At 67.4% G+C, this 18,437-nt stretch carries 7 protein-coding genes (1 of these 7 only partly in view); 4 read left to right on the top strand and 3 right to left on the bottom strand.

Annotated features, from left to right (window positions below; all coding sequences use genetic code 11):
- Positions 1 to 12 precede the first annotated feature (12 nt).
- The 4 genes from PFZ56_RS16435 (at position 13) to PFZ56_RS16420 (ending at position 4,011) form a co-directional block, all read left to right on the top strand.
- The gene (locus PFZ56_RS16435; protein WP_170004992.1) at positions 13 to 642 is read left to right on the top strand and encodes a DUF1842 domain-containing protein; all 630 of its coding nucleotides are present in this window, start codon (positions 13 to 15) and stop codon (positions 640 to 642) included.
- Between the two features lie 52 nt (positions 643 to 694).
- Positions 695 to 1,303 (top strand): DUF1842 domain-containing protein, encoded by a 609-nt coding sequence (locus PFZ56_RS16430; protein WP_170004991.1) that lies wholly within the window; start codon positions 695 to 697, stop codon positions 1,301 to 1,303.
- Between the two features lie 136 nt (positions 1,304 to 1,439).
- Positions 1,440 to 2,906: a GDL motif peptide-associated radical SAM/SPASM maturase gene (locus tag PFZ56_RS16425; RefSeq protein ID WP_102863592.1), complete on the top strand. Its 1,467-nt coding sequence runs from the start codon at positions 1,440 to 1,442 to the stop codon at positions 2,904 to 2,906.
- 316 nt (positions 2,907 to 3,222) lie between these two features.
- Positions 3,223 to 4,011, top strand: coding sequence for a helix-turn-helix transcriptional regulator (locus PFZ56_RS16420; RefSeq protein WP_170004989.1), 789 nt, complete (start codon positions 3,223 to 3,225; stop codon positions 4,009 to 4,011).
- A gap of 72 nt (positions 4,012 to 4,083) precedes the next feature.
- On the opposite strand, the gene PFZ56_RS16415 is transcribed toward PFZ56_RS16420, so the two are convergent.
- The 3 genes from PFZ56_RS16415 to PFZ56_RS16405 all read right to left on the bottom strand — a co-directional run.
- Positions 4,084 to 6,042, bottom strand: coding sequence for a MacB family efflux pump subunit (locus PFZ56_RS16415; protein ID WP_170004987.1), 1,959 nt, complete (start codon positions 6,040 to 6,042; stop codon positions 4,084 to 4,086).
- Positions 6,043 to 6,044: 2 nt separating this feature from the next.
- Complete coding sequence (gene macA, locus PFZ56_RS16410) at positions 6,045 to 7,196, bottom strand: macrolide transporter subunit MacA (protein WP_123392669.1); 1,152 nt, start codon at positions 7,194 to 7,196, stop codon at positions 6,045 to 6,047.
- 148 nt (positions 7,197 to 7,344) lie between these two features.
- A protein-coding gene (locus PFZ56_RS16405) for an amino acid adenylation domain-containing protein (RefSeq protein ID WP_394304393.1) crosses the window boundary here: on the bottom strand, positions 7,345 to 18,437 show its 3' portion. Its footprint extends 3,631 nt past the window's final position; only the last 11,093 of its 14,724 coding nucleotides appear in the window; its start codon lies beyond the right edge, outside the window — the gene reads right to left on this strand; the stop codon is at positions 7,345 to 7,347.

Here is an 18,437-nt window from a genome sequence, read left to right as displayed (position 1 = left end):
GAGGCAAAGCAAATGTCTGGTTCTATCTCCCAAGAAGGCCTGTTCCCCCTGAGCTACCGCATCGGTACCTCGCAACCCGGGGCCCCGACCCTGATTCTCAATCTGCTGGTCTACACCCCCGAGCACAGCGTGCGCGGCACTTCGTCCATCACTCAGGCGGTCAATCCGCCCCTGGACCTGCACAGCGATGTCTGGGGTCAGTACACCTACCTGACGGTCATGCCACCGAGCTCCAGCAAGATCCTCATCACCGCCCAGGGCAATCAGGGCGGACCCGGTTCCAACTCCATCATCAACTTCAAGCTGCATCTGGTGGTCAGCGATGACTGGAAGGAAGGCGTGGCCAACTACCAGTACTACAACGGACACAGCTGGGTAAGGGTCAATCAGGTCCCCGCCCATCTGCAGGAACCCGTGCAGTCGAGCACCCTCTCGGCCCCCCACCATGGCCAGCCCAACCGTCCGCTGCCGCCGATCTCGGCGCTGTACGCGGCGCCGATCCACGGCGCCATCGCCAGCGGCGACCTGTCGCAGATGAAGAGCCTGCACAAGGTGGCCACCCAGCAACTGGAGCAGCTGCCGTTGATCCGCACGGCGCTGGAGGCGGCCAAGGCCGAGATCAGCAAGCACGAGCGGCGCTGACTGGCGACCGTCCAGCGAACCTGATGTCTTCCACAAGATAAGGAGTTGCAGCATGACAATCGGACTGTTCCATACCCGCCTCATCGTCGCCAACCCTGTGATCGGAGGGCCGGTGCTGACCCTCGATCTGCTGGTCAACACGCCGCAGAAGAAAGTCAGCGGCGTGGCCCGGGTGACTCAGAGCACCTCGCCACCGATGCACTTCCTCGCGGATGTCTGGGGCGACTACTCCCAGGTCAAACTGGACCCCTCCAGTGAAGGCCATATCATCCTCAGCCTGACCGGCAACCCCAGCGGCCCCACCAGCCAGATTGCCGAAACCTTCCATCTGCAGGGCATTCTCGGCCTCGACTGGGCCAGCGGTTTCGCCAGCTATCGCTACCAGTACCAGGGCCATTGGCATGTGGTTCAGCATGCCGCCGTGAGCCAGGCGCCGGTGGATCAAGCGGCCAACGCCGATCTGGCGCCCAAGGACGATCAACGGCATCTGTATCCGCAGCCGCTGTATGCCGTGGCGCTGCAACAGGCCCAGAGCAGCGGCGATCTGACGCGGCTCAAGGCGCTGGTGACTCAGGGCGAGCAGCAACTGGCCAACAGTGACAACCTGAGCCAGGCAGTGCAGCAATTGCAGGCGGAAATCAGCCGCCTGGAACGTCGCTGAGTGCAGGCACCCGGGGCCGGCCGACAAAGGTCGGCCCCAGGGTTGCGGTAAACCGATCGCGCCATTGCCGCACAAGGAAGGCGCGCCTATTTCGATGGGTTGGTGCCGCGCACCGCTGGGTGCGCAAGGATCTTTCATGTCAGACAGTCTCCCCGCCCGCTACCTCAGCGAAACCGACCTCAAGCGCTATGTGCCGGTGCACGTGGTCTGGGAAATCACCCTCGCCTGCGACCTCAAGTGCCTGCATTGCGGCTCTCGGGCCGGGCATCGGCGCCCCGGCGAATTGAACACTCAGGAATGCCTGTCGGTGATCGACTCCATCGCCGCCCTGGGCACTCGGGAAGTCACCCTGATCGGCGGCGAAGCCTATTTGCGCAAGGACTGGACGCGGCTGATCCAGGCCATCCACGACCACGGCATGTACGTGGCGATCCAGACCGGCGGACGCAACCTGACCCCCGCCAAGATGCAGGCCGCGGTGGACGCCGGGCTCAATGGCGTCGGCGTGTCCCTGGACGGCCTGGCGCCGCTGCACGACGCGGTGCGCAATGTGCCCGGCTCGTTCGACAAGGCCCTGGACACCCTGCGCCGGGCCAAGCAGGCCGGGCTCAAGGTCAGCGTCAACACCCAGATCGGCGCCGCCACCCTGCCCGACCTGCCGGCCCTGATGGAGTTGATCATCGACGCCGGTGCCAGCCACTGGCAGATCCAACTGACGGTGGCCATGGGCAACGCCGTGGATCACCCCGAGCTGCTGTTGCAACCCTATCAACTGCTGGAAGTGATGCCGCTGCTGGCCCGCTTGTATCGCGAAGGCGAAGAACGCGGCTTGCTGATGAATGTGGGCAACAACATCGGCTACTACGGTCCCTACGAACACATGTGGCGCGGTTTTGGCGACGACCGCGTGCACTGGAGTGGCTGCGCCGCCGGGCAGACAGTGCTGGCCCTGGAAGCCGACGGCACGGTCAAGGGCTGTCCGTCCCTGGCCACCGTCGGATTCTCCGGCGGCAATGTGCGCAGCATGAGCCTGCACGACATCTGGCACTACAGCGAAGGCATGCACTTCGGCCGCCTGCGCTCGGTGGACGATCTGTGGGGCTACTGCCGCACCTGCTACTACAACGACGTGTGCCGCGGTGGCTGCACCTGGACCTCGCATTCGCTGCTGGGCAAGCCGGGGAACAACCCCTACTGCCATTACCGAACCCTGGACCTGCAGAAAAAAGGCCTGCGCGAGCGCATCGTCAAACTCGAAGACGCCGGCCCCGCCTCTTTTTCGGTGGGCCGCTTCGACCTGATCACCGAGCGCATCGACACCGGCGAGGCGGTCTCCAGCGTCAGCGACAGCGGCCAGGTGATCAAGCTGGCCTGGGCCAACCAGGGCCACGCCTCCCCCGAAGAAGGCCGCATCCCGCCGCGCCTGGCCCTGTGCCGCAGTTGCCTGGAGTACATCCACGCCCATGAAAGCACCTGCCCCCACTGCCACGCCGATGTCGCCGCAGCCGAGGCCCGGCACCAGCAAGACCGCCTGCGCCAGCAGGCGCTGATCAACACCCTGCACCAGTTGCTGGGCATGCCCCAGGAGCAACCGCGCCTGTAACCTGTGCCAGCCGCCACCGCGCCAACCCCAGGCGCGGCGGCGGTCATGGCGGCTCTGGCAAGCAGGGAACAGCCATCCAAAAAAACTCCGGGCAAGGCCGGTAAGGGCTTTGCCATGGCAGTTCGTCCACAGGCCCGAGCGCCTGCGCGCCGGCGGTGCAAGTTTTTGCGCACTTCATCAAACAGCAGTCGCCACCCTGTACTAGGATACGAGGCGACCCTTTGTCGGTCTGCGCAAACAGGAGGTAAATCACGCGCGACCCAAACTCGTTGTTATAAGGCAGTCCTTCCACACCTTCACATTCATGGATGAAATGATGAACTCACAAGTACTGTTTCCACATATTGGCAAGGTCATCGCCAGCACCGGCAGCCGCAGTTTCCCGCGCATGCTGCATGACCTGATACTCACCCAACTGGCTGTGGACGCCACTCACATCACCCAACTGCGCACCGCCCCGGAACCAGCCGCTGGCAGAACCGGCAATACCCTGATGCAGAGCCGTCACCCGCTGTACAGCGATCTGCATGCCAGCAATGACCCGCTGCTGCACACAGGCTTTCCCGAGCAGCCCGACGAGCCCTGCGGCAGCCCGCAAGTGCTGCGCCACCGGGGCAACGCGGACCCGGCGCAACTGCACCTGACCGGTCGCAAGGATTCGTACCACTTCGTGCTGTCGGTGTACCGCAGCAGCCAGGAGCAGAGCTTTTCCCCACAGGAACGCCTGCTGCTGGAGGACATCTCGCCGCTGCTGCTGCCCATGGTGGAAAACCACATCAGCGCCCTGCAGCCGCGCAGCGACTCTGCCGAGCAGGACCGCGCCGCCATCGAGGGCCTGGCGACCGTGCGCCTGCGCTTTGCCGAGCGCCTGGAACAGTCCGGGCTGCGCCTGTCCAACCGCGAGCTGGAAGTCTGTGTCGGGCTGCTGGCCGGGCGCACCGCACCGCAGTTGGCCGAGCAGCTCAAGCTCAAGGTCAATACCGTCGAAAGCTACTTGAAGCGCGCCGCCATCAAGCTCGGCATCAGTGGTCGCCACTCCCTGCTGCGCTGGATGTACTCGCCCCAGGCACTGGCGCCAGGCACCCGCGATGACGCGCCGGCCTAATCCGCCATTGGCCTTGATCCCGTAACCCCGCCCCCGCCGGCCCCTGTGCCGGCGGTTCTGTCTGTGGGCCGCTCAATCCCGGGCCAGGGCCTCGATCGGGTCCAGCCGGGCGGCGTTGCGCGCCGGAACGAAGCCGAAGACGATGCCGATCAGGGTCGAACAGGCGAACGCGGTGGCGATCGAGCCCATGGAAAACACCATCTCCCATTCCTTGATGAACAGGGTGAACAGGTAGCCGATGGCAAACGACAGGGCGATGCCGATGGCCCCGCCAATCAGGCAGACCATCACCGCCTCCACCAGGAACTGCTGGCGGATGTCCGACTGCCGCGCCCCCACCGCCATGCGAATGCCGATCTCCCGGGTACGTTCGGTGACCGACACCAGCATGATGTTCATCACCCCGATGCCGCCGACCACCAGGGAAATCACCGCGATCAGCGACAACAGCAAGGCCAGGGAGCGGCTGGTGCGCTGCACCGTCTGCATGATGCTGTCGAGGTTGTTGGTGAAGAAGTCCTTAGTGCCGTGGCGTTGCTCCATGAGCTTCTTCACATGCTCCTCCACCACTTTGCTCGGCTGGCCGTCCTTGATCTTCACGCTGATGCTGTCCAGGTGGCGCTGGCCCAGTACCCGGCCCGCCGCCGTCTCGTAAGGCAGCCAGACGTTGAGCAGGTTGCTGGCGGCGAACATGTTCTTGTTCTCGGCCGTGACCCCGATCACCGTGCACGGCAGGTTGCCCACCAGGATCACCTGCCCCAGGGGGTCCACATCGGGACCGAACAGGCGGTTGCGCGTGTTGTGGTCGATCACCACCACCTGGGCCTGGCGCCGGGCATCGTTCTCGCTGAAGGCGATGCCCGCCGCCAGCTTGAGATCGCGAACCTTGAAATACAGGTGGCTGACGCCGTTGACCGTGGCATTGAGGTCGATATTGCCGTAGCGCAGCAACAGGCTGCGGCCCACCATCGGCGTGGCGCTGTCGACGTAGTACAGCTGGTTCAGGGCCGTCACGTCGGCGGGCATCAGGGTCTGGATCGCCGCTGCCCGGCTGTCGCCGAAACTGGCCCCGGGGAAGATGTCGATGGTGTTGCTGCCGATGGCCTGGATGTCCTTGAGCACGTAGCGCTTGGCACCCTCGCCGATGGCCACGATGGACACCACCGAGGTGATGCCGATGACGATCCCGAGCATGGTCAGCAAGGTGCGCATGCGGTGCGAGACCAGCGCCACCCAAGCCATGACGAAGGCTTCCTTGAACAGCCCGAGGCTGGCCACCAGGCGTCGTGCTCCGCCCGGCCGGGTGCTCACCGGGGGTTGCGCCGGCTCCTCGTCCACCCCGCGTGCATTGACCCGGTCGCTGACGACCTCGCCGTCGCGCACTTCGATGATGCGCTCGGCGTTGGCCGCCACCTGAGGGTCGTGGGTGACGATGATCACCGTATGCCCCAAGGCATGCAGTTCCTGGAGAATGCCCATCACTTCCTTGCCGCTGTGGCTGTCCAGGGCCCCGGTGGGTTCGTCGGCGAGGATCACTTCGCCGCCGTTCATCAGGGCCCGGGCGATGCTCACCCGCTGTTGCTGGCCGCCGGACAACTGGTTGGGGCGGTTCGCCAGGTGCCCGGACAGCCCCAGGCGCGCCAGCAGCTCCCGGGCCCGGCCATGGCGCTTGACTTGCGGGGTGCCGGCGTAGATCGCCGGCATCTCGACGTTGTGCAGGGCACTCAAGTGCGGCAGCAAGTGATAACGCTGGAAGATGAAACCGAAATAGTCCCGGCGCAGCTCCGCCAGGGCCTGATCGTCCAGGTCGCGGGTTTCCTGGCCGTTGACCTTGTAGCTGCCGGCCGTGGCGTAGTCGAGGCAACCGAGGAGGTTCATCAGGGTCGACTTGCCCGAGCCCGAGGCCCCGGTGATCGCCACCATTTCCCCGGCCTGGATGCTCAGGTCGATGTGTTTCAGGGCCAGGAACTCCCGCTCCCCGGCGGTGAAGCTGCGGCTGATGCCCTTAAGCTCCAACAATGGCTGGGTCATGGTCAGGCCCCTGCCGTGCCGGGCAGCGGATCACCGATCACCACCTGATCGCCCTCCGCCAGGCCGTCCTTGATCTGCACCTTGACGTTGTTGTTGATCCCGGTGCTGACGTTGCGCGACTGGGCATGGCCCTTGGCGTCCAGCACCCGCACCGCGAAGCTGCCGTCGGCGTTGCGCGGACCCAGGGCGGCCACCGGCACCATCAGCACATCCTTGGCGGTGTCGAGGACGATGCGCACCTGGGCGGTCATCGAGATGCGCAGCCGGTGGTCCGGGTTGGGCACGTCGAACAGGGCGTTGTAGAACACTGCGGTGTTCTGCTTGGGGGTGCCGGCGGTCTGGGTTTCGAGGAAGTTCTGCGGTGCCGGCTCAGTGCCCCGCAGCTTGGCGTAATAGCGCCTGTCGGCCTCGCCGAGGATGGTGAAGTACACCTGCTGGCCGGGGGCGATATGGATCACGTCGGCCTCCGAGACCTGGGCCTTGACGGTCATGGTGTCCAGGTCCGCGAGTTTCAGCAGCACCGGCGCCAGCTGGTTGGCGATCACCGTCTGGCCTTCCTGGGTCACCACCCCCACCACATCGCCGTCAATCGGCGCGACGATGCGGGTGTAGGCCAGGTTGACCTTGGCGGTGTCGATCTGGATATGCGCGCTCTTGATCTGCGCGTCCAGGGACAGCAGGTTGGCGCGTTGCACCTCGTAGTTGGACTCGGCGGTCTCGAAGTCCTGCTGGGAAATCGACGCGTCCGACTGCAGGTCGCGGTAGCGCTCGTAGATGGCCTTGGTTTCCTTGAGCTGGGCCGCGGTGGCACGGCGCTTGGCTTGCAGGTTTTCCTCGTCCACCTGGGCCTGGCGCAGGGTATTGCGCAGCACCAGGGGATCGATTTCCGCCAGCCACTGGCCCTTCTTCACCTTGTCCCCGACCTTGACCTTGAGCGACTTCAACTGCCCGGAAACCTGGGCCCCGACGTCCACCTGCTTGATGCCCTCCAGCAGGCCCGAGGCCAGGACCGCGTTCTCGATGTCTCCCCGCTCGACCCGGGCGGTCAGGTACTGCGGCGGCTCTGCCGGCGCCCGCACCGTATAGAAAATCAATCCAGCCACAACCACCAGCAACAGCCCCATACCGATTTTGCGAAACTTCGACTTTTCCATAGATGACCACAAGTGCGTTGAGGGCGGGCTCCACCGGCCAGCGGCGAGCCCCCTTACAGAACACCGTGCTGCCGTAGTGAGCGGTGTTCCAGATGAATGAAAGGCTGTCAGCCAGCGGCGGGCACCCGGCCCGCCGCCGCATCCAGGCTCATGACACAGCCTCCCCCTGGGGCAGCGCCAGCCCGTCACGCCACCAGGCCGCCAGATGCTGGACGTGGGGTGCCTTGAGCAGGCTGAAGTGGTTGCCCGGCCCCTGCCACAGCCCCAGCTCCGTCACCTGCCCACGCCAGCCCTGGACCATCGCCTCCTGCTCGCGCAGGTTGCCGGCGGCGTCCAGGCGCGGATCGTCCGCCAGCACCAGGCGCACCGGTCCCCGGTAAGGGCGTTGCGGCTGGTAGCGGGTACGCAGGGCACTGGCGAAGGTTCGCGCCGGCCCCTGCATCGCCCGAGGATCGGCACGCTGGGACAGCAGGCCGACCCGGACCATGCCGGCATGCAGCAGGTGCATCTGCATGGCGTCGTCCTCGGCGGCAAACAGCTGCGGATCGATGCCCAGGCTCTGGCCGCACGCCAGTTGCATGGACTCGATCAGCCGCAACAGCGCGGCCGTGCTGGTGTAGGGCCGCCCCACCACGCCGTGGCCGCCCGGGGCCTCGCTGTCGATCAGGGTCAGGGACGCCACTTCGCGCCCCGCGGCCTGCAGGGCCCCGGCCATTTCGAAGGCAACCCAGCCACCGAAGGAGTGGCCGATCACGTGCAACGGCCCGTGGGGGTACTCCTGCTCGATGGCTTGCAGGTAGTAGCGCGCCGCCGCTTCCACCCGGGTGTGAGGCACGCCCTGGCCATCCAGGCCCCGGGCCTGCAGGCCGAAGATCGGCCAGTCCGGCCCCAGGGCTTCGGTCAGGCCGATAAAGCCGGTAACGCTGTCGCCGGCCCCCGGCACACAGAAGATCGGCGTCTGCCCGCAGCGCCCGCTCTGAATCCGCAGCAACGGCTGGTGGGACGTTGCTCCGGTGCTGGCAGCGACCCCGGCCTGCTCGATGGCCTGGCTCATGGCCTGGCCCAGTTCATGGATATGCGGCGCCTTCATCATGCTCAGGTGATCCCCGGGCACGCTGATGCAGTGCAGGCATGGCCCCGGCAGCACCTCGCCCCAGCCCAGGGTCGGGCTGCGCCGGGACAATGCGCTGGGCCGCTGGGCGGCGCAGAACAGGTGCACCGGCACACTGATCGGGTGCAGGCGGTAATGGGCCAGTGCATGGCCGTGAGCCACCTCACGGTCCAGGTAATGCCCCAGCGTCTCGGGCGCCGCGCTTGCCAGTTGCTCGAACAGCAGGCCCTGTTCCCGGCAGCGTTGCAGCAGCTCGGGGAAGTCCAGGCGGTCCAGGGCCTGGCGCAGCTGTTCGACGAGCGCCAGCGGTTGCACGCCCGCCGGGCCCTGGGCGCTCCAGTAGGCGCTGCACTGCAACAGCAGGTGCTGCTTGCGGGGATCGCTTGCGGACCAGCGCGCCTTGCCCTGGTCGGTCAGGCGCGGCACGTAGCTGTCGATCAAGCCGAGGAACGCCACCTGCTGATCCTGCCCCAGCAACTGCTGGGCGATCTCATAAGCCAGCACCCCACCGAAGGACCAGCCCGCCAGCCGATACGGCCCTTCGGGCTGGACCCGGCGCATGACCTCCAGCAAGCGGGTGGCCAGGCACTCCAGGGTGCGCAACTGCGGCTGGCCGAGGGCCACGCCCGGCAGGCCATAGATCGGGAAATCCCCTTCCAGCTGCTGCCCCAGTGCCGGGAAGTAGGCATCCAGGCCGGTGAACTCGTGCACCAGGAACAGCGCCGGGCCACTGCCGCTGCGCACCGTGACCCACTCGGGGGCCTGTTGCGGGGTCGCCGGGCGCGCCTCCAGCAAACGCGCCATGGCGGCCACACTGGGGTGCTGGAACAATTGCGCCAGGCTCACGTCGAGCCCGGCCTGTTGCAGGCGGTTGACCAACTGGATCGCCAGCAGCGAATGCCCGCCGTGTTCGAAGAAATGCTCGTGGCGCCCCACTTGCTCCTGTTTCAGCACCTGCGCCCAATGGGCCGCCAGGGTCTGCTCCAGGGGCGTCTGCGCCGCTTCAAAACAGGCCGTGACCTGCGCCGCGGGGGTCGGCGCCGGCAGCGCGTTGCGGTCCAGCTTGCCGTTGTTGGTCAGGGGCAGTGCCGGCAGACGCACGTAAGCCTGAGGCACCATGTACTCCGGCAGTTGCGCCAGCAGGTGGTTGCGCAAGGCTTCGACGGCCGGCTCCGGCGCCTGGGCCTGCAGGGTGTAGTAAGCCACCAGACGCAAGTCCCCGGGCGCCTCCTCGCGCACCAGGACCACGCCATCGCGCAGTCCGGGGAAGCTCGCCAGCCGCACCTCGATTTCCCCCGGTTCGATACGAAAGCCACGGATCTTCACCTGCTGATCGTTGCGCCCCAGGTACTCCAGCAGGCCGTTCTCCTGCCAGCGCCCAAGGTCGCCGGTGCGGTACATCAGGGGTTCGGAGCCAGGGTTGGCGGCCGCGCTGCAGAAGGGGTCGGGGAGGAACTTCTCGGCGCTCAGTTCAGGGCGATTCAAGTAGCCCTTGGCCACGCCCTGGCCGCCGATGTAGATCTCCCCCACTACGCCGATGGGCAGCGGCTGGCCCTGGGCATCGAGGATGTACACGCAGGTGTTGGACAGCGGCCGGCCGATGGGCACGCTGTCGGCGTCGGCCGCCAGTGCCCCGGGCTCATGGGTCACGGCAAAGGTGGTGGTTTCCGTCGGTCCGTAGCCATTGACCAGACGCAGGCCGGGCACCTCGGCCTGCATCCGCCGGAAGGCCACCGGGTCGGCCCGTTCACCGCCGCACAGGAGCATGCGCAGGCCGCTGAACGCCTGGGGTATCAGCTGCACGTACTGGTTGAACAGGCTGGTGGTGAGAAACAGCAGCGTGGCTCCCGAGGTCTTCAGCAACTCGGCGAAGGCCTCGGGGTCCAGCAGCGTCTGCTGGTCCACCACCACGACCCGGCCGCCGTTGAGCAAGGGCCCCCAGACGTCCAGGGTGCTGGCGTCGAAGGCCGGGTTGGAGGCAAAGGCCACCCGGTCCCCGGGGTTGAAATCGGCGTAGCCGTTGTTGATCACCAACCGGGTGATGGCCCGGTGCGGCACCAGTACGCCCTTGGGCACGCCCGTGGAGCCGGAGGTGTACATGATGTAGGCCACCGCCTCGGAGGACTGGATCAGGGCCGGGTTGTGCCCCGGCAGCCGGTCCAGGCGCAGGCGATCCAGGTCCACCCGCAGCAACTGCGCCCCCGGCAGCGCCCCCTCCAGGGCCTGCGCCGAGTGCGCCAGCAGCACCCTGGCGCCGCTGTCCTGGAGCATGAACACCTGGCGTTCGGCGGGGGCGTTGATGTCCAGCGGCACGTAGGCCGCGCCGCACTTGCTGGCCGCCAACTGCGCCAGCAAAAGATCCAGGGAGCGTGGCAACAGCAGCGCCACCCTGTCCCCGGGCTGCACCCCCAGCCCCAGCAAGTGATGGGCCAGCTGATTGGCCCGGGTATTGAGCCGGGCGTAGCTGAGCACTTGCTCGCCATGGACCGCCGCCACCTGCTGGGGACGGGCCTGCACCTGTTCCTCGAAACGCTGATCCAGGGTCTGCTGGCGTGGATAGTCGCGGGCGGTGGCGTTGAAGTTCACCAGCACCTGCTGGCGCTCGGCAGCCGGCAACACCGGTACTTGGCCGATGGCCAGATCGGGCGTCTGCTCCAGGGCCTGCAACAGGTTGTCCAGGGCCTCGTGCAGGTAGTGGCAAATGCGCTGGGCATCAATGCCCGCCACCACGGCGGTGAGCATGAAGCCATCCCCCAGGTCGTCGATGCTCAGGGTCAGGGGGTAGTTGCTGCGCTCCTGGGCATTGAGCAACTGCATGCCCTCCCAGGCAGCGTCGGCTTGCCCAGGCAGCCCGGCCGACGGCGCGCTGTGGCGGTAGTTGAGCAGGCTGCTGAACAGCGGCGTACCCGCCTCCACCGCGCTGCAACGCTGCACCAGGGCCAGGGGCGCCTGTTCATGGCCCAGCAGTTGCGCCAGGCGTTCATGGGTGACCAGCAGCGCATGGCGCACCGGCAGGTCCCCCAGGTCCACCCGCAGCGGCAGGGTGTTGATGAACACCCCCAGGGCCCGTTCGGCGCCCTCGCCGCCCTGCATCCGTCCCAGCAGCACGGTGCCGAACACCACCTGCTGCTGGTTGGCCAGGCAGCCCAGGACCCGGCCCCAGGCCAGGTGCATCAGGCTCGCGGCGCTGACCCCCAGCTGCCGCGCCTGCAAGCGCAGGCGCCGGCTCAGCAGGCGGTCCAAGGGTTGGCGCGCCTCGTTGAGCGGCGCGCTGGCGCCCTGCACGTCCTGCAAGCCCAGGGGCAGGGTCGGTTGCCGGATATCGCCGAGCATCTCGCGGAAGAAGGCTTCATGTTCGGCCTCACCGATGCCCAGTCGGGCCTGGGCCACGTAGTTGCGATAGGGCACGGGGTCACCCAGCCGTTGCTGCTGGCCAAGGAGAAAGGCCTGCAGTTCATGCTGCAGCACTTCCAGGGCCACGTGGTCCATCACCAGGTGATGGAACAGCAACAGCGCCACCAGCCGCTGGTTGACCGGGTCCCGGGCGTAGACCAGGCGCAACAGCGGCGCCCGGGCAATGTCCAGGCGATAGCGCGTACTGTCGAAACGCGCCTGCAACTGGCCGAGGATGTCGCCCTGGCCCGGGTCGAGGACGATTTCATCGCCCTCCAGGGGCGCCTGGCGCCAGACCACTTGCAGCGGCTCGTCCAGCCCTTCCCAGAGCACGGCACTGCGCAGGATGTCGTTGCGTTCGATCACCCCCTGCAAGGCCCGGACGAAGGTCTGCAAGCGCTGGGCCGTGTCGAAGGCAAACTGCGCCTGCAACACATAGGGATCGCCCTGGCCGGCGGCCAGATGGTGAAACAGGATGCCGGCCTGCAACGGCGCCAGGGGGTAGATGTCCTGGACGTTGGCGGTGCCGCCCGGCACCGTGGCCACCACCCGGTCAATGGCCGCCTGATCCAGCGTCAGCAACGGCAGCAGCTCGGGGGTGATGCGCGGGCAGTCGCGGTAGATCAGGTTGTCCGGCACCTGCACTTCACGGCCACGCCCCACGGCGGCAGCCAGGGCCGCCAGGGTCGGCTGGCCGAACAGCACCCGCACATCCGCCGAGAGCCCGGCCCGACGCATGCGGCCGATCAGGCTCACCGCCAGCAACGAATGGCCGCCCAGTTCGAAGAAGTGATCCTGGCGCCCCACCCGCTCCACATTGAGCAGCTCGGCCCAGAGCCCGGCCAGGAGGATCTCCACCTCACCCACCGGCGCCTCGTACTCGCGCACACTGGCCGCCGCCAACCCCGGGGCCGGCAGGTCCTTGCGCGCCAACTTGCCGTTGGGGCTCAAGGGCAGCGCCTCCAGGTGCACGAACAAGGCCGGCACCATGTAGTCCGGCAGGTGCTCCAGCAACGCCTGGCGCAGCTGTTCCACCGCCAGGGCCGGACGCCCGGCGGCGCAGGTGTAGTAGGCCACCAGACGCAGATCCCCGGGCACGTCTTCCCGGGCCAGGACCACCGCTTCCTTGACCCCGTCCAGCTGGGTCAGGCGGGCCTGGATTTCCCCCAGCTCGATGCGCAGGCCACGGATCTTCACCTGATCGTCGTTGCGCCCCAGGTACTCGATAGCGCCGTCGGCCCGATAGCGACCCAGGTCGCCGGTGCGGTACAGACGCGCCCCGGGAGCCTCGCTGAACGGGTCCTTGAGGAAGCGCTCGGCAGTCAGTTGTTCACGGTTGAGGTAACCCCGGGCCACCTGTACACCGCCGATGTACAACTCGCCCACCACTCCCCGAGGCACTGGCTGCATCTGCCCGTCCAGCAAGTAGATGCGGGTGTTGGCGATAGGCTTGCCGATGGGGGTGTTGTCCGGGGTGCTCTGCAGCGGTCCGGCGCAATCCCAGGCGGTGACGTCCACCGCCGCTTCGGTGGGACCGTAGAGGTTGTACAGGCCGACCTGGGGCAGCTGCTGTTTGAAGCGCCGCACCAGGCTGCCCGGCAAGGCCTCGCCGCTGCACATCACCTGACGCAGGCCGCTGCAATCCCGGGTATCGCCATAGGCCAGGAACACATCGAGCATCGACGGCACAAAGTGCAGGGTACTGATGCCTTCATCACGGATCACCTGGCGCAGGTAGGCCGGGTCCTTGTGCCCTTCGGGGCGGGCCATCACCAGCCGTGCACCGGTGAACAGCGGCCAGAAGAACTCCCAGACCGAAACGTCGAAGCTGAAGGGGGTCTTTTGCAGCACCGCGTCATCGGCCGTCAGGCGGTACTGCTCCTGCATCCACAGCAGGCGGTTGACCACCGCCCGGTGCTCGTTCATCGCGCCCTTGGGCTGGCCGGTGGAACCGGAGGTGTAGATCACATAGGCCAGGTGCCCGGGGGTCAGCCCGTTGACCCGGGGATTGACCCGGGGCTGGCGCGCCCAGAGTGGCTGGTCCAGGTCCACCCGGGGCACGGTCGGGCTGCCCGGCAGTGCCCGGGTGGCACCCTGCACCAGCAGCGCCTGGGGCGCGCTGTCCTCAAGCATGTAGGCAATGCGTTCTGCGGGGTATGCCGGATCGATAGGCACGTAGGCGCCGCCAGCCTTGAGGATCGCCAGCAGGCCGATGACCATTTCCAGCCCGCGCTCGACACAGATCGCCACCCGACTGTCCGGCCCCACCCCCAGTTGCAGCAGGTGCCCGGCCAACTGGTTGGCCCGCTGGTTGAGCTGGCGATAGCTCAGGCGCTGCTCACCGGCCTGCACCGCCAGTGCCTCGGGGGTGCGCAGTACCTGGGCCTCGAACAAGCCGTGCAGGGTCTGTTCCAGGGGGTAGTCGCGAGCGGTGGCGTTGACGCCGTGCAGCAGTTGCCGACGTTCGGCGGCGTCCAGCAGCGGCACCTGCTCCAACAGCATCTGGTCGTCCGCCACCATGGCCTGCAGCACCCGCTTCAGGTAACCGACATACCGCCTCATGGTCGACCCATCGAACAGCGCCGTGGCGTACTCCAGGCTGCCTTCGATCCGGTCCTGCACCTCCCCCAGGCTCAGGGACAAGTCGAACTTGGCGAAGTGGCTGGCCTCGTGAATGGCTTCCAGGCGCAGGTCCCCGAGCACCAGTTGCGGCCCGTCGCCGTTCTGCCAGGTCAGCAGGGTCTGGAACAGCGGGCTGTGGGACAGGCTGCGCACCGGACGCAGGATTTCCACCACCTGCTCGAACGGCAGGTGCTGATGGGCCTGGGCCTCCAGGGTCCGGGCCTTGACCTGGGCCAGCAAGGCCTCCACTCGTGGCGCGGCGCCCAGGTCCAGGCGCAGGGCCAGGGTGTTGACGAACAGGCCGATCAGCCCTTCGACTTCGGCGCGCATGCGGTTGGCCACCGGGGTGCCGATCACCACTTCGGCCTGCCCGGACAGCCGCCCCAGCAGCAGCCCCCAGGCCGCCATCAGGGTCATGTACAAGGTGGTGCCATGGCGCTGGCTCAAGGCTCGCAGCCCGGCCGTCAGGGCAGCATCGAGGCGGACTTCGACGCTGCTGCCGGCGTAGTCCTGGCGGGCCGGCCGTGGTCGGTCGCCGGGCAGCATCAGCAAGGGCGGCGCGCCCTCCAGGGCCTGGCGCCAGTACTGCGCCTGCTGCTCCAGCACCGCGCCGCTGAGCCAGCGCCGCTGCCAGTGGGCAAAGTCGCTGTATTGCACCGCCAAGGGCGGCAGCGGATCGGGCAGGCCGCGGCTGAAGGCGGCGTACAGCGCCACCAGTTCCCGGGTCAGCACGCCCATGGACCAGCCATCGCTGACGATATGGTGCAGGGTCAGCAGCAACACGTGATGATCATCCGCCAGGCTGATCAGGCGCCCACGGATCAGCGACCCGCGCTGCAGGTCGAAGGGCGCCGAGGCTTCTCCTTGCACCAGAGCCTGCAAGGCTTGGTCGGCCTGAGGATGGCCCCGCAGGTTTTCCAGCAGCAGGCCCAGCCCCGCCTCCACGGGCGCGATCAGCACCTCGGCTTCATCAGCGTACTGAGCAAAGCGGCTGCGCAGGGTTTCATGGCGCGCGACGATACGCTCCAGGGCCCGTTGCAGGGCATCGCCATCCAACTGCCCGCGCAAGCGCAGGCCAATGGGAATGTTGTAGGCGGTGTTGGCCCCCTCCATCTGCGCCAGGAACCACAGGCGCTGCTGGGCGAAGGACAAGGGCAACGGCTGATTGCGCGGCGCCGGCAGCAGGTCCGGCAGGCTGCTGCGCTCGGCCCGTTCCAGGGCCTGGGCCACGGCGCTGAGCCGGGCATTGGCGAACAGCTCGGCCAGGGCCAGCTCCACCCCCAGGCGCTGGCGCACCTGGGACAGCATGCGCATGGCCAGCAGCGAATGCCCGCCCAGTTCGAAGAAGTGATCGTGGCGTCCCACCTGCTGCACCTGCAGCAGCTCGCTCCAGATCTCGGCCAGGGCGATCTCGCTGGCGCCCTGGGGAGCCACGTAGTCCTGGGTCAGCAGCGCATCGAGCTCGGGCCGGGGCAGCGCCCGCCGATCCAGCTTGCCGTTGGCGGTCAACGGCAGCGCCTCCAGGCCCACGTAGGCCGCCGGCACCATGTACTCGGGCAAGTGCCCAAGCAATTGGCTGCGCAACGCCGCCGGGGTCAATGCCACGGCGCCGGTCGCGGTGAAATAGGCCACCAGGCGGGTCTGTCCCGGTCGATCCTCCCGGGCCAGCACCAGCGCTTCCTTGATCCCGGGCAGCCGCTTGAGGCAGCTCTCGATCTCCCCCAGTTCGATGCGCACGCCACGGATCTTCACCTGGTCATCGTTGCGGCCCAGGTACTCGATGCGCCCGTCCGCCCGCCAGCGAGCCAGATCGCCGCTGCGGTACATGCGTGCCCCGGGCTGGTCGCTGAAAGGATCGTCGAGGAAACGCTCGGCCGTCAGCTCGTGGCGATTGAAGTAGCCCCGGGCCACCCCGGCGCCGCCCACATAGAGTTCACCGGCCACGCCAATGGGCACCGGCCGCTGCAACTCATCGAGCAGGTAGATCCGCGCGTTGGCGATGGGTCGGCCGATGTCCAGGGACCCGCCGGCTTCCATCAGCCCGGAAGTCGCCACCACCGTGGCTTCGGTGGGGCCGTAGTTGTTGATCACGGCAAAACTCTGCGGCTGGCTGAACTGCCGCAGGCGGTCGCCACCGATCAACAGGGTGCGCAGCGTCGGATGCCCGAGCGACTGGCTGAAGGCGTATTCCGCCACGGGCGTGGGCAGGAAGCTCAGGTCCAGGGGCTGGGCGCGCCACCACTGCAGCAGTTGGTCGAGGTCCTGGTGGCCGATGCTGGCCGGCGGCAGGTGCAGGGTCGCGCCCGCGCACAGGGTCGGCCAGAACTCCCAGGCCATGGCATCGAAGCTCAGGCCGGCGACACAGGAAGCATGGCGCCCCGGGCCCAGGTCGAACGCCTGGCAGTGCCAGTCCACCAGGTTCTCCAGGGTGGCGTGCGCCACCATCACCCCCTTGGGCAATCCACTGGAACCGGAGGTGTAGATCACATAGGCCAGATGCTCGCTGCACAGCCCGGGCACCTGGGGGTTGGCCAAGGACTGCTGTTGCCAGTCCGGCTGCTGCAGATCGATCACCGCAACCGACGGATCGCCCACCAGGGCGCGGGTTGCCCCCTGCACCAGCACCGCCAGCGGTGCGCTGTCCTGCAACAGGTAGGCGATACGCTCCGGCGGATGGCTCGGATCGATGGGCACATAGGCGCCACCGGCCTTGACGATTGCCAGTAGACCGACGGCCAGCTCCAGGCCTCGCGGTGCACAGATCGCCACCCGGCTATCCGGGCCCACACCCAGTCCGCGCAGATGGTGGGCCAGTTGATTGGCCCGGGTATTCAACTGCTGGTAGCTCAGGCTCTGCTCCCCAGCCTGCAGCGCCGTGGCATCGGCTTGCTGCCTGGCATATACCTCGAAGCGCTGGTGCAGGGTCATGCCCCTGGGGTAGTCCTGCGTACTGGCGTTGAAGGCCTCCAGCAGTTGTCGACGCTCGCCCTCCTCCAGCAGTTGCACCTGGGCCAGCCGTTGCTGATCGTCCGCCACCATGGCCTGCAGTACCTGCACCAGATAGCCGACGTAACGCTGCACGGTCGCTGCATCGAACAAGGCGCTGGCGTAGTCCAGGGCGCCACGGATCTGCCCCTGGCTTTCTCCCAGGCTCAGGGTCAGGTCGAACTTGGCCACCTGAGTGGCCCCGGCCACGCCTTCGAGCGTCAGCTCATCGAGCACCAGGTCCTGGGCGAAATCGTCGAGCCAGGTCAGCACCACCTGGAACAGCGGGCTGTGGGACAGGCTGCGCTGGGGCCGGACGATCTCCACCACTTGTTCGAAAGGCAGGTCCTGATGGGCCTGGGCGGCGAAGCTGCGGGCACGGACCTGGGCCAGCAAGGCGGCAACGCTCTGCTCGGCGTCCAGGTCCAGGCGCAGGGCCAGGGTGTTGACGAACAGGCCGATCAGCCCTTCCACCTCGGCGCGCATGCGGTTGGCCACCGGAATGCCGATCAGCAGATCGGTCTGTCCCGAGAGGCGCCCCAACAGCAAGCCCCAGGCCGCCAGCAGGGTCGTGTACAGGGTGCAGCCATGGCGCTGGCTGAGGCGCTTGAGCTGGGCGCTCAGCGGCCCATCGAGGAGGATCTCGACGCTGCCACCGCTGAAGTCCTGGTGCGGCGGCCGTGGCCGGTCGTAGGGCAGCGTCAGCAAGGTCGGGGCATCGGCCAGGGTCTGGCGCCAGTAGTCGCCCTGCTGCTGCAGCACCTCGCCACTGAGCCAGCGGCGCTGCCACAGGGCAAAGTCGCTGTACTGCACCGCCAGCGGCGGCAGCGGGTCCGGGCGGCCCTGGCTGAAGGCTTGGTACAGGGCCACCAGTTCCCGGGTCAGCACCCCCATGGACCAGCCGTCGGCGACGATGTGGTGCAGGGTCAGCAGCAGCACATGATGATCGTCCGCCAGGGCCAGCAAGCGCCCGCGGATCACTGGCCCGCGTTCCAGGTCGAAGGCCTGGGCGGCCTCGGCCCGTACCCGTTCGGCCAGGTTCCGGGGTGCGTCCCGCAGGTCTTCAAACCCCAGTTCCAGGGCCTCTTCGATGGCACCGATCAGCACCTGGGGTTGGTCTTCACCCAGGA

Source organism: Pseudomonas danubii (assembly GCF_042980055.1).
GTDB lineage: Bacteria > Pseudomonadota > Gammaproteobacteria > Pseudomonadales > Pseudomonadaceae > Aquipseudomonas > Aquipseudomonas danubii.
This window is presented reverse-complemented; position numbering and strand designations above follow the sequence as displayed.

What these genes read in the sequence shown, in the direction of transcription:
- PFZ56_RS16430 (WP_170004991.1), top strand. Translation starts at nt 695, where the DNA reads ATGACAATCGGACTGTTCCATACCCGCCTCATCGTCGCCAACCCTGTG.
- PFZ56_RS16420 (WP_170004989.1), top strand. Translation starts at nt 3,223, where the DNA reads ATGAACTCACAAGTACTGTTTCCACATATTGGCAAGGTCATCGCCAGC.
- macA (WP_123392669.1), bottom strand. Translation starts at nt 7,196, where the DNA reads ATGGAAAAGTCGAAGTTTCGCAAAATCGGTATGGGGCTGTTGCTGGTG.
- PFZ56_RS16415 (WP_170004987.1), bottom strand. Translation starts at nt 6,042, where the DNA reads ATGACCCAGCCATTGTTGGAGCTTAAGGGCATCAGCCGCAGCTTCACC.
- PFZ56_RS16435 (WP_170004992.1), top strand. Translation starts at nt 13, where the DNA reads ATGTCTGGTTCTATCTCCCAAGAAGGCCTGTTCCCCCTGAGCTACCGC.
- PFZ56_RS16425 (WP_102863592.1), top strand. Translation starts at nt 1,440, where the DNA reads ATGTCAGACAGTCTCCCCGCCCGCTACCTCAGCGAAACCGACCTCAAG.